We start from the raw sequence: 11,992 nt of genomic DNA, 5'->3' as shown, positions 1-11,992 counted from the left end.
CGATGAGAAGATCGACGCCCCTGACCAGAGCCTCGGGAACGTTCGCGCTGATGTGCGCGGCCGTCGCGGTGCTGCTTGTGTGGTTCCGCTACGGCGCACCCACGCCCCGCATCGACGTCCTCACGGCCATCGGCCTCGCCCTCGCTTCCGGCCTGGTCTGGGTCGTCGCCACCCGCCGCGCGCCATACGCCGGAACGCAGGCCGAGCCCGTCGGCCAACCTGCTTCCGGCGCTCCCGAGATCCCGTCCGTCATCCCCCGCCCGGGGCTGGTTCGGATCGGGCCGGGCATCGCCGCGATGCTCGGTCTCCTGGCGCTGATACCCGCGGCCATCCTGGGCCAGTTGCCCGACGGGGAGCAGCAGCGGACCATCCGTGCCCTCCAGGAGGCCGGGGCACGCGTCGCCACTGGCGCCGTGGTGTCAGTCGACAGCGAGGAGCACAGCGGCGTCGGATACGGCAGCCGAAGGAGCGGCGGTTCGTACTACTTCGTATCGATGAAGGTGAAGGTGCACGAGGGCGCGGTCCTCGACGTCGACAGAGGTATCACCGCCAGCAGCCCGTCCGCCGACCAGGAGGTCGCTGTTCTGTACGCGCCGGGCCGGCCCGAGTTGGGAGGCTGGGTCGACGAATCCGACGATGTCCGTGCCTTCGTCCCCGGCTGGCGGCTGCGGCTGCCTCCTTCGGGACCGGTGCCGCTGTTGGGCCTCTCCCTGGTATGCCTCCTCTTCGTGGGGGCAGCCGGGCAGCTCGGGTCGCGTGGGCAGCGGCGCGTTCTCATCGAGGACTCGGCGGCGGGGCAGGTGCACGCCATGCGGGTCGAGCGGCTGGAGGCCGTGCTCGAAACCCACACCACCGTGGGCTCTCGGGCCGGCAGCGTGGTGGAGAAGGTTCGTACGAGGCTGAGGGTGACCGGCGCGGCCGGGTCGATCGACCTCGCCGACGTCGAGGGCGAAACCCTCGGCCATGGAAGGGAGTTCAGCGTCGGCGGCGGCTGGGTGTGCGTGGCTCGGCGCTGGACCATGGTCAAGGACAAGCATCCGCTGCCCGTCGTGTACGTTGCGGACGACGGCCGGATGTTCTGGGCCACCACCCGGACCTGGGAGGTGCGCCTGCACAGCTCGCCCGGCGGTTTCGAGGAACACGCCACCCGGCCGGATACGCAGGGGCGGCTGTTCCACGGGTTCTGCGGGACCACGCCGGGTGCGCGCCTGGCGCTCGTGGGTGTTCATGCGCTCCTCGCCGTGGCGTTGCTGCCGGTTCTGACGGGTCACACCACCCACCTCGTCGGCTGGCTCACCACTGTCCCCGCCGTCGTAGCGGCGGTGATCGCGACTCCGATCGTCCTGAACAGAGCCAGGGGTCGGCTGCGGCGTGAGGAGGGCTGGGTGCGGACATCCACCCGAGATGCCCGCGTCCCCGACTGAGCTCATTCGCTACGGTCCGGCCTCGAACGTGATCGCTTTCCCCGAGGACGCGTTGGTGACATGGCAAGAGGCGGGCTCACCCGACCAGACATCGTTCGGGATGACCGTCACGGACCTGAACCAGATCGTCTGGCTGGGGCATCCGGAAGGGCCGTGTTGGCGACTGCCGAACTGACAAGGCGCGAGTAGCCCAACCACCCGTCGGCCGGGTCCGACCGGGCCGACACGCCAGAGCTCCCGGCCCCCCTCGTCGCGGGTCAGGAGCACTGCCGTGTCGGGCGCTGGGCCGTCACGCCAGAGCCATCAGCCCAGGGCCGTCATCCCCGGACCGTCGCTCCAGGGGCTGTCACCCCGACCCGAACGCCTCCATCACCCTGCCGATCGCCTCGATCACCGGTGCCCCCGTCGCCCCCAGCAGCGCCGCGATTCCGCCGATGGTGCCGAGGGCCTGGCGGAAGCGTCGGTGGTCCACCGGGCCGTCGGTGTCGAGGATGCCCAGGGAGTCGTCGATCACCGATCGGTCCGCGTCGGAGACGTGCGCCCGGATGGCCAGTACGGCGTTGATCATCTGCTCGTGGGCCGCTCGCTGGTCCACCGGGCCCTGGCTCTTGACCATTCCGATGTTGAAGTTGCCGAACTGCACGACACTGTCGCCGGTCACCTGGTCACCTGTCCCGTGTTGTGGTCGCCGAACTGGTAGATGCTGTCGCCGTTGATGTTGCAGGTCGGCATTTCGTAGTGGAACTGGATTTCCGGGTTGTCCATCGCTTCCATGAGCTGGTGGAAAATCTTGTCCATCAGTCCTTTGTCGTCACATGTCAGCGCGGTCTGCGGAGAGCCTGACGTCGTGATCCGCAGGACGTGGAGCGTCGGAGCGTTCAGTACCTTCTGGAGCCGCTGATAGTCGCGGGCGATGAGCCCGAGCCCGGCACCGACGATCAGCAGGAACCCGAAGAAGGCCGACGCCGACATCAGCCCGAGCCCGGCGAACACCAGGATCAGCTGGAGCACCAGCTTTTTCACGAACTCGGCCTTGGCCTTGCCGTAGTCCGGCACGAGTTCTCTCATCGACGTACGGGCGATGTTGCGCAACGGACAGGTGTCGGAACCCACCCACAGGGCGCCCTTGCCGACTTGGACTTCTGTGATCCCGCGCGAATACCCCACTCGTCCCCCTCGTTCGCTGTGCGAAGCACGACACTCAAACACACGGAAGGAATCGGCGAACCGCAAAAGAATGGTGATCCGATATTGGGAACGCGGTGACGAAGTCGGTCTCTTTCTGATTTTTTGTCCGCTTCCGGCGACCGTTCCGAGGGGGTGCGCGGACCGACATGGGCGGTCACGGGGGGGCGCAGGCAGTCACGCACGTGAACCGCGTCGAGGTCTCGTCTCTGTTCGGTCAACTTCTGGGGACGACCGCCCCAGCCGTCACCCCTCCCGCATACAGTGCCACCATGGACACCTTTCTGAACGCGTTCAGAAAGGTTCACGGGGAACGCGGAACGGGGAGGGAACGCGCGATGCGCAACGGGGCCAAGGCCGCCATTGTCGGCGGGGTGTTCGCTGTGATGGTGGGGGGCGCCGGGTACGGCGCGTACAACATAGTCAGCGCGGTCAGCGGCGGCAGCGGCTCGGCCGAGACCAAGGCGGAGAAGGAGAAGAAGACCGGGCCGCCGTCGGGGGGCGAGGTCGAGGAGACCAGCAAGAAGTTCTTCGCGGCCTGGGAGCAGGGTGAGGCGGCCACGGCCGCGGCGGAGACCAACAACGCGCAGGCCGCCAAGCCGCTGCTGGTCGCCTACGGCGGCCAGGCGCACATCACCAAGGTGAGGATCACGCCCGGTACGCCGACGGGCACGACCGTTCCCTACTCGGTGGCGGCCACGGTGTCGTACGAGGGGAAGAGCAAGCCCCTCGCGTACAAGAGCGAACTGACCGTCGTGCGCGGGAAGACCACTGGCCGGGCGCTGGTCGACTGGCAGCCGTCCGTCGTGCACCCGGAACTGAAGACCGGCGACACCCTGGTCACGGGCGAGGCCGCGAGCCCGCCCATCGAGGCCGTGGACCGGAACGGCGTCGTCCTGACCAAGGAGAAGTACCCGTCCCTCGGCCCGGTCCTGGACTCGCTGCGCGACAAGTACGGCGACAAGGCGGGCGGCACCCCGGGCGTCGAGCTCGCGATCCGGCACGAGAGCGAGAGCGGCGAGAGCGCGGGAGACACCTCGCTGGTGACCCTCGCCAAGGGCGAGGCGGGCAAGCTCCGCACCACTTTCAGCGCGGGCGCGCAGGCGGCGGCGGAGAAGGCGGTCAAGCGGTTCACGGAGTCGTCGGTGGTCGCCGTGAAGCCCAGCACCGGGGAGGTGCTGGCGATCGCGAACCACCGCGAGGACGGGTTCAACGCGGCGTTCGAGGGCCGGGTCGCACCCGGCTCCACGATGAAGATCATCACCGCGGCGATGCTCATCGACAACGGCGTGACCTCGATGAACAGCCCGGCGCCCTGTCCGGCCGACGCCGTCTGGATGAGTCGGAAGTTCCACAACCTCAAGGGCATGCAGCCCAACGAGGGCGCCACGCTCACCAACAGTTTCATGCGCTCGTGCAACACGGCCTTCGTGAAACTCATCGACGGCACCGACGAGAAGCCCCTCACGGACGAGTCGCTCACGACGGAGGCCCAGGAGCGGTTCGGCCTGGGCAAGGACAACTGGAAGACCGGAGTCGTCTCGTACGACGGCAGCGTCCCCGCGTCCCCCGGCCCGGACCGCGCGGCCAACGCCATCGGCCAGGGCCAGGTCCAGATGAACCCGCTGAACATGGCGTCGGTCACGGCGACCGCGATCACGGGCACGTTCCGGCAGCCGTTCGTCGTGTCGCCGAAGCTCGACAACCGCCAACTGGCCACCGCCCGCGGCCTGTCGAGCGGCACCGCCGCACAGCTGAAGCAGATGATGCGGCTCACCGCGACCGCACCCGGTGGCACCGCCACACAGGCCATGTCAGGGCTCGGCGGGGACATCGGCGCCAAGACCGGCTCCTCCGAGGTCGACGGCCAGGAGACGTCCGACAGCTGGTTCACCGGCTTCCGCAACGACGTCGCCGTGGCGGCCATGGTGGAGGAGGGCGGCCACGGAGGGGACGCGGCGGGTCCGATTGTCGCAGCTGTGCTACGGACAGGTGGCTGAACTCACGTCCACAGGGCGGGACTCTAGGGTGGTGACGCTCGTTGTCGTAGAGGACCGTGAGGGTGCCGGGGAAGCAGCGGACACCGGGAAAGCAGCGAAGGAACGGAAGCCGTGGGGAACAGAAGGCGCGCTCCTGAGCGCGGCAGGACGAAACCCGCCGTCATCGGCGGGATGATCGCCGTTGTCGTGGGCGGCGCGGGATTCGGTGTCTACGCCCTGTACGGGGGTGGGGCGGCGGCCGACGACTCGAGTGCGGCCTCCGACACGAAGCCCGTGAAGAGCGGCCCGCTGTCGGCGACCGAGGTGAAGTCGACGGCCACGGCGTTCCTCACGGCCTGGCAGGGCGGCGACGTCACGACCGCCGCGGCAGCCACGAACGACACCGCGGCCGCCCGCACCCTCCTCACCGGCTACGGCAAGGAGGCGTACATCAAGGATGTGACGCTCACCGCCAAGAAGCGCTCCGGTGACGCCGTCCCGTTCTCCGTCAAGGGCACGGTCGCGTACAAGGGCGGCCTGACCAAGCCCCTCACGTACGAGTCCGAGCTCACCGTCGTCCGTCGCGTCAAGGACGGCAAGCCGCTGGTCGACTGGCACTCGGCGGTCGTGCACCCGGACCTCAAGGACGGCGACAAGCTGGTCACCGGGGAGGCCGGGACGCCGCCGGTGAAGGCGCTCGACCGGGACGGCGGCGAGCTGACCACCGCCAAGTACCCCTCGCTCGGCACGGTCCTCGACGGTCTGCGGGAGAAGTTCGGCAAGACGGCGGGCGGCAAAGCGGGCATCGAGCTGCGGGTGATCCGCGCCGAGGCCAAGTCGAAGGACGCCAAGGGCTCCGGCAAGACCGCCGCTTCCGAGGAGAACCCCGACAAGACGCTCGTCGAGCTGAGCAAGGGCACCCCGGGCACGGTCCGTACGACACTCAGCCCCGGCCTCCAGACGGCCGCCGAGCAGCAGGTGACCAAGAAGGCCAAGTCCTCTGCCGTCGTCATCCGGCCGTCCACCGGTGAGATCCTGGCGGTCGCGAACGCCGGACACGGCTTCAACACCGCCTTCCAGGGCTCCCTGGCCCCCGGCTCGACGATGAAGATCATCACGGCGTCGCTGCTCATCGACAAGGGGCTCGCCTCGGCGGACGAGCAGCACCCCTGCCCCAAGTACTCGACGTACGGCGGCTGGAAGTTCCAGAACGACGACAAGTTCGAGATCAAGGGCGGCACGTTCAAGGCGAGCTTCGCGCGCTCCTGCAACACGGCCTTCATCAGTCAGGCCAAGAAGCTGAACGACGACGACCTGACCAAGCAGGCCCAGCAGGTGTTCGGGCTCGGCATGGACAACTGGGCCATCGGGGTGCCGACCTTCGACGGCTCGGTGCCGGTCCAGTCGCAGGCCCAGATGGCTGCCTCGCTGCTCGGCCAGGGCGGGGTCCGGATGAACCCGCTGAACATGGCGTCGGTCGTCGCCACCGCCAAGACGGGCACCTTCCACCAGCCCTACCTGGTGTCCCCGACGGTCGACAAGCGCACCGTCGCGAAGGCGTCCCGCTCGCTGTCCGCCGGCACGCAGGCCCAGCTCAAGGAGCTCCTCCAGTACACGGCGGCGGCCGGCACGGCGGCCGAGGCGATGGCCGGTCTCGGCCCGGACTTCGGTGCCAAGACCGGCTCCGCGGAGGTCGACGGCCAGAAGAAGCCCAACGGCTGGTTCACCGCCTGGAAGGGCGACCTCGCGGCCGCGGGCGTGGTCCAGCAGGGCGGCCACGGCGGCGACACGGCGGGCCCGATCGTGGCCGCACTGCTGAAGGCGGGCAGCTGACGACGCCCGCCGGCTCCGTCAGCTCCGTCAGCTGCTGACCGGAGTGGCCGTGTACGTACGCCGCAGGAAGCGGATCAGGGTCTTCGCGTCGAACTGGACGACGTCCACTCCGTTCGGCGAGTGGAACTCCATGACGGCCTGGACCCGCCCGCACGGCCAGATGCGTACGTCACCGGCGGCGGCCGGAGAGCGCAGCCCCTGTTCGAGCAGGTCGCGGGCGAAGACCCACTCGTGATGGCCGGGCAGCATGATGTGCACCCGTCGGGGGTCGGCCTCCGGGTCGTATCGAAGGGCCACCGGGACGGCGGGCGGATCCTGCGCCGCGTCCGTCACGATGTGGGCGCGCGCGTACTGCTCGACGGCGGACATCGATCGCTCCCTCTGTGAGCTGCTCCGTGTGTGAGCTGCTTCCTCTCCAATGTCGCATATTTCCTGAAATGCGCTTCCGGATTATTCGAGGTCACCTCGCTCTTGCAAGCTGTTCGCATTAAGCCACTATCATCGAACGGTTATCGACAGCCGGCCTGCCCCCGGAAGCGGAGCCCTCCATGCACGTCCCCGACGGTTTCATCAACGCCCCCGTCTCCGTTGGCGCCGGAGTCGTGGCCGCCGCAGCGGTCGCGGTGAGCCTGCGCGGCGCCCGCCGTGAGCTGGACGAACGCACGGCCCCGCTCGCGGGTCTCGTCGCCGCCTTCATCTTCGCCGTGCAGATGCTCAACTTCCCGGTCGCGGCCGGGACCAGCGGACATCTGCTCGGAGGCGCGCTGGCCGCAATACTCGTGGGCCCCTTCACCGGGGTCCTCTGTGTCTCGGTCGTGCTCCTCATGCAGGGCATCCTCTTCGCGGACGGCGGGCTCACCGCGCTCGGCGTGAACATCACGGTCATGGCGGTGGTCACGACGGTGGTGGCGTACACCGTCTTCCGCGGCCTCGTAAAACTCCTGCCCAGGAAGCGTCGGTCCATTACCGTCTCGGCGTTCGTGGCCGCCGTGCTCTCCGTGCCGGCCGCCGCCGCGGCCTTCACGCTCGTCTACGCGATCGGCGGCACCACGGACGTCCCGATCGGGCAGGTCCTCACCGCGATGGTCGGCGTCCACGTCCTGATCGGCATCGGTGAGGCCGCGATCACCGCGCTCACGGTCGGCGCCGTCATCGCCGTACGACCGGACCTCGTGTACGGGGCCCGCGGTCTGACCGCGCCGCTGAAGCTGCGCGTCGGCGGGGAGCTGGTGGACACGCCGGCCGCCGAACCCGTCCCGGTCGCCGCCCGGTCCCACCGCCCGGTGTGGCTGGCGGGGCTCGCCGCCTCCCTCGTCCTCGCGGGCTTCGTCAGCTTCTACGCCTCCGCGAGCCCCGACGGCCTGGAGAAGGTCGCCGCCGACAAGGGCATCGACGCCAAGGCCGAGGACCACGCCGCCGCCGGCTCCCCGCTCGCCGACTACGGCGTCGATGGCCTCACGAACTCCCGGATCTCCGGCGGCCTCGCGGGCGTGATCGGCGTGGGCGTCACGGTCGTCGCGGGCACGGGTGTCTTCTGGGCCGTACGCAAGCGTCGTACGTCCGAGACCTCGCCCTCGGCGGTCGGGGAATCCGTCTGACATGGGCACAGGACACGCGCACCGGCTCTACCGGCACGGACACTCACCCGTGCACGCCCTGCCGCCGCACACCAAACTGGCCGCCGTCTTCGCCTTCGTGCTGGTCGTCGTGTCGACCCCGCGCGAGGCGATGTGGGCCTTCGGGCTGTACGCGCTGCTGCTGGGAGCCGTGGCGTACGCGGCCCGCGTCCCGGCCGGCTTCCTGCTGAAGCGGCTGCTGATCGAGGTGCCGTTCGTGGCCTTCGCCGTGCTGATGCCCTTCGTGGCGCAGGGCGAGCGGGTCGACGTACTGGGCCTGTCGTTGAGCGTGAACGGGCTGTGGGGCGCGTGGAACGTGCTGGCCAAGGGCACCCTCGGCGTCGCCGCGTCCGTCCTGCTCGCCTCGACGACCGAACTGCGAGAACTGCTGCTGGGGCTCCAGAGATTGAAGCTCCCACCGCTCCTCGTACAGATCGCGTCCTTCATGATTCGTTACGGGGACGTCATCGCGGACGAGATGCGGCGCATGAAGATCGCGCGGGAGTCGCGCGGCTTCGAGGCCCGCGGTGTCCGGTCCTGGGGCGTCCTCGCCAAGTCCGCGGGCGCGCTCTTCATCCGCTCGTACGAACGCGGGGAGCGGGTGCATCTCGCCATGGTCAGCCGGGGGTACGCCGGTTCGATGCCGGTCATCGACGAGGTGACCGCGTCCCGGGCGCAGTGGTCGTACGCGCTCGCCCTGCCGTCCGCCGCCCTTGTCGTGTGTCTGTTGGGATGGACTCTGTGACCACCTCCGTGACTCCCGTGACCCCTGTGACCGCACCTTCGCTCGAAGTCTCCGGGCTCGCCTTCGCGTACCCCGACGGCCATCAGGCCCTGTTCGGCGTCGACTTCACCGTCGGCCGCGGTGAGCGCGTGGCGCTGCTCGGGCCGAACGGCGCCGGCAAGACGACCCTCGTACTGCACCTCAACGGCATCCTGACCGGCGGCGCCGGGACCGTGACGGTGGCCGGGCTGCCCGTCGGCCGCAAGCACATGGCGGAGATCCGGCGGAAGGTCGGGATCGTCTTCCAGGACCCGGACGACCAGCTGTTCATGCCGAGCGTGCGCGAGGACGTGGCCTTCGGGCCCGCCGCCGCCGGACTCAAGGGCCCCGAGCTGGAGGCGCGGGTGCGCACCGCCCTCGAACGGGTCGGGATGGAGGCCTTCGCCGACCGCCCGCCGCACCACCTCTCCTTCGGGCAGCGGCGCCGGGTGGCGGTCGCGACCGTGCTGGCGATGGAGCCGGAGATCCTGGTCCTCGACGAGCCGTCGTCCAACCTCGACCCCGCCTCACGGCGCGAACTCGCCGACATCCTGCGGTCGTTGGACGTGACCGTGCTCATGGTCACGCACGATCTGCCGTACGCCCTCGAACTGTGCCCGCGTGCCCTGATCCTCAGCGACGGCGTGATCGCGGCGGACGGCAGGACCGGCGAGCTTTTGTCGGACGACGAACTGATGCGGGAGCACCGCCTGGAGCTGCCGTTCGGCTTCGACCCGCGCTCCGTGACCATGGGCGCGTGACCACGGGCGCGTGACAATGGGCGTGTGACGAACGAAGAGGTTCCGAGGGTGGGTTCGCCCGACGAGGGTCCGGCGGCGGATTCGCCCGACGAGTGCGCGCCGGCCGGTTCGCTGCTGCTCGACGACCAGCTGTGCTTCGCGCTGTACGCGGCCCAGCGTGCCGTGACCGGCGCGTACCGCCCGCTTCTCGAAGCGCTCGGGCTCACCTATCCGCAGTACCTGGTCATGCTCGTCCTCTGGGAGCGCGGCGAACTCACCGTCAAGGAGCTGGCCGGGACCCTGCGGCTCGACTACGGAACCATGTCGCCGCTGCTCAAACGCCTGGAGTCGGCCGGTCTCGTCCGCCGGGAGCGTTCCGCGCTGGACGAGCGGTCGGTGCTGGTCGCGGTCACCGGGCGGGGCGAGGAGCTGCGGGAGCGCGCGGAGTGCGTGCCGTCGGCGCTGCTGGCCGGGACACGGCTGACGGCGGACGAGGTGGCCCGGCTCCGGGCGGACCTCCGGCGGCTGACCTCGATGTTACCCACGGTTGCTACCCCCAAGTAATAAGTGGCCGGAATCGGTGGATACATTGTGTGCGATGTGTTTGTGCACTCTGTTTCTGCGTTCTGATTCCGCGTTCTCGCGTGCCTGGGGGTGAGGCGATCCATGACCGACGCCGCTGTTGAACTCGACAGCCGTCCCACGAAGATCATGTACGTGGCCGAGGCCACCGCGCACGGGGGCCGCGAAGGGTATGTGACCAGCCAGGACGGCCAGCTGGAGCTGAAGGTCGCGATGCCTCCGGCCCTTGGCGGCGACGGTGACGGCACCAACCCGGAGCAGCTCTTCGCGGCCGGCTTCAGCTCCTGTTTCCACAACGCGCTGGTCCTGGTCGGCCGCCGCGAGGGCTTCGACCTGTCCGGCTCCACGGTCGCGGCGAAGGTCGGCATCGGCCCCAACAAGCAGCGCGGCTACGGCCTCGCGGTCGCCCTGAGCGTCTCGCTGCCGGTCCTCGACCAGGACGTGGCGTCGAAGCTCGTGGACGCCGCCCACCAGGTCTGCCCGTACTCGAACGCGACACGCGGCAACATCGAGGTCACGATTCTGCTGGGCTGACGCGCCACCGGAATCGCGGACGGTGGGTGCGTGTTGCACCGACTGTTCGCCGGGCGAGGCCGGACAGGACTGAACTGGACGGAGCACGGGCGTGGACGTGAACGGCACTGTGGCCGAGGGCTTCGAGCCGGTCAGGGAAGCGTTCGTACGGAACTTCGAGGTGCTCGGGGACCGGGGCGCGGCCGTCGCCGTGTACCGGGACGGGCACCGGGTCGTGGACCTGTGGGCCGGCACGAAGGACGTGAACGGCACCAAGGATGCCGACGGTGCGGCCGACTCGGCGCCCTGGGAACGCGGCACCGCCCAGATCGTGCGCTCGGCCACCAAGGGCGTCGCCGCGGCAGCGCTCCTTCTCCTGCACCAGCGCGGGCTGCTGGACCTGGACGCTCCGGTGGGTGAGTACTGGCCCGAGTTCAAGGCGGCGGGCAAGGAGCGGGTGCTGGTGCGGCACGTGCTGTCGCACCGGGCCGGGCTGCCGGTCCTGGATCTGCCGCTGACGCCCGAGGAGGCGCTGGACCCCCTGCGCGGTGCCGAGGCGGTCGCGCGCCAGGGCCTCGTATGGGAGCCGGGCACCGATCACGGCTACCACGCGCTGACGTACGGCTGGCTCGTCGGCGAGCTGGTGCGGCGCGTCACCGGCCGTGGCGTCGGTGACTGGATCGCCGAGGAGATCGCCGGGCCGGTGGGCGCCGACCTGTGGGTCGGCCTGCCCGCAGCGGAGGCGGGCCGGGTGGGCGTGGTCGGCCGCGTGGAGGCGCCGGGGAACGCCGGGGGCCTGCGGTCCCGCCCGAAGCGGTCGGTCGCCGAGGCGTACGACGACCCGGCGTCCCTGACCCGGCGGGCCTTCGCCGCGATCACCCCGTTCCCCGACCAGAACGACCCGGCGTACCGGGCGGCCGCGCTCCCCGCGACGAACGGCATCGCCACGGCGGACGGGCTGGCCCGCTTCTACGCGTCCCTGATCGGCCAAGTGGACGGCGGGGCACGGCTGTTCACGGCCGGGACACTGGCGGCGGCCCGCACCGAGGAGTCCGCGGGCCCTGACCGGGTCCTCGTGATCAACACCCGCTTCGGCCTCGGCTACATGCTCCACGGCTCGGCCTCCCCCTTCCTGGCCACCGGTTCCTTCGGCCACCCGGGCCGTGGCGGCTCCCTCGGCTTCGCCGACCCCGAGTCGGGAATCGCCTTCGGCTACGTCACGAACGGCTTCACCAAGACGGTGACGGCGGACCCGAGGGCACAGGCACTGGTGCGGGGGCTTCACGCTTCCTTGTGAACGGGGTGCCTCCGGCGGTTGGGTGCTGGGTGCGGATGCGTTGTGGCTGGTCGCGCAGTT

12 protein-coding genes are annotated in these 11,992 nt (G+C 69.9%); 9 read left to right on the top strand and 3 right to left on the bottom strand.

Translation table 11 applies throughout. The features are described 5' to 3' along the window. Positions 1–2: 2 nt before the first annotated feature. Positions 3–1,424, top strand: coding sequence for a hypothetical protein (locus ACH4YP_RS39895; RefSeq protein WP_361051976.1), 1,422 nt, complete (start codon positions 3–5; stop codon positions 1,422–1,424). A 346-nt stretch (positions 1,425–1,770) separates the two neighbouring features. Here the strand turns inward: ACH4YP_RS39895 and ACH4YP_RS39890 are convergent, their stop codons facing one another. Next, positions 1,771–2,085, bottom strand: coding sequence for a hypothetical protein (locus tag ACH4YP_RS39890; protein WP_361051973.1), 315 nt, complete (start codon positions 2,083–2,085; stop codon positions 1,771–1,773). Continuing rightward, positions 2,082–2,591: a DUF6232 family protein gene (locus ACH4YP_RS39885; RefSeq protein WP_398495963.1), complete on the bottom strand. Its 510-nt coding sequence runs from the start codon at positions 2,589–2,591 to the stop codon at positions 2,082–2,084. The genes ACH4YP_RS39890 and ACH4YP_RS39885 overlap by 4 nt, the downstream gene beginning before the upstream one ends. Positions 2,592–2,947: 356 nt before the next feature. Here ACH4YP_RS39885 and ACH4YP_RS39880 point away from each other — a divergent pair, with 356 nt between their 5' ends. Together ACH4YP_RS39880 and ACH4YP_RS39875 are read left to right on the top strand one after the other, a co-directional pair. Further along, positions 2,948–4,609 (top strand): penicillin-binding transpeptidase domain-containing protein, encoded by a 1,662-nt coding sequence (locus ACH4YP_RS39880; protein WP_361052062.1) that lies wholly within the window; start codon positions 2,948–2,950, stop codon positions 4,607–4,609. Positions 4,610–4,720: 111 nt separating this feature from the next. Further along, the gene (locus ACH4YP_RS39875; protein WP_398495961.1) at positions 4,721–6,421 is read left to right on the top strand and encodes a penicillin-binding transpeptidase domain-containing protein; all 1,701 of its coding nucleotides are present in this window, start codon (positions 4,721–4,723) and stop codon (positions 6,419–6,421) included. A 27-nt stretch (positions 6,422–6,448) separates the two neighbouring features. Here ACH4YP_RS39875 and ACH4YP_RS39870 read toward each other — a convergent pair whose 3' ends face one another. Further along, entirely contained in the window at positions 6,449–6,790 is a 342-nt protein-coding gene (locus ACH4YP_RS39870; protein ID WP_361051967.1) for an SsgA family sporulation/cell division regulator, read from the bottom strand. 179 nt (positions 6,791–6,969) lie between these two features. Here ACH4YP_RS39870 and ACH4YP_RS39865 point away from each other — a divergent pair, with 179 nt between their 5' ends. From ACH4YP_RS39865 to ACH4YP_RS39840, 6 genes are all read left to right on the top strand, one after another. Next, the gene (locus ACH4YP_RS39865; protein ID WP_398495959.1) at positions 6,970–8,019 is read left to right on the top strand and encodes an energy-coupling factor ABC transporter permease; all 1,050 of its coding nucleotides are present in this window, start codon (positions 6,970–6,972) and stop codon (positions 8,017–8,019) included. A 1-nt stretch (position 8,020) separates the two neighbouring features. After that, a complete protein-coding gene (cbiQ, locus tag ACH4YP_RS39860) occupies positions 8,021–8,782 on the top strand; it encodes a cobalt ECF transporter T component CbiQ (RefSeq protein ID WP_398495957.1) in 762 nt (253 codons plus the stop codon). Further along, positions 8,770–9,561, top strand: coding sequence for an ABC transporter ATP-binding protein (locus ACH4YP_RS39855; RefSeq protein WP_361051958.1), 792 nt, complete (start codon positions 8,770–8,772; stop codon positions 9,559–9,561). Before cbiQ ends, ACH4YP_RS39855 begins: the two co-directional genes overlap by 13 nt. 48 nt (positions 9,562–9,609) lie before the next feature. Continuing rightward, the gene (locus tag ACH4YP_RS39850) at positions 9,610–10,104 is read left to right on the top strand and encodes a MarR family winged helix-turn-helix transcriptional regulator (RefSeq protein WP_398496027.1); all 495 of its coding nucleotides are present in this window, start codon (positions 9,610–9,612) and stop codon (positions 10,102–10,104) included. A 102-nt stretch (positions 10,105–10,206) separates the two neighbouring features. Next, on the top strand, positions 10,207–10,656 hold the full coding sequence (locus ACH4YP_RS39845; protein ID WP_361051955.1) for an organic hydroperoxide resistance protein: 450 nt from the start codon (positions 10,207–10,209) through the stop codon (positions 10,654–10,656). Between the two features lie 91 nt (positions 10,657–10,747). Beyond that, on the top strand, positions 10,748–11,932 hold the full coding sequence (locus tag ACH4YP_RS39840; protein WP_398495954.1) for a serine hydrolase domain-containing protein: 1,185 nt from the start codon (positions 10,748–10,750) through the stop codon (positions 11,930–11,932). The last annotated feature ends 60 nt before the right edge of the window (positions 11,933–11,992 follow it).

Source organism: Streptomyces sp. NPDC020747 (genome assembly GCF_044334695.1).
GTDB lineage: Bacteria > Actinomycetota > Actinomycetes > Streptomycetales > Streptomycetaceae > Streptomyces.
The sequence above is the reverse complement of the archived record's forward strand: the minus strand, read 5'-3'. Positions and strand labels throughout refer to the sequence as shown.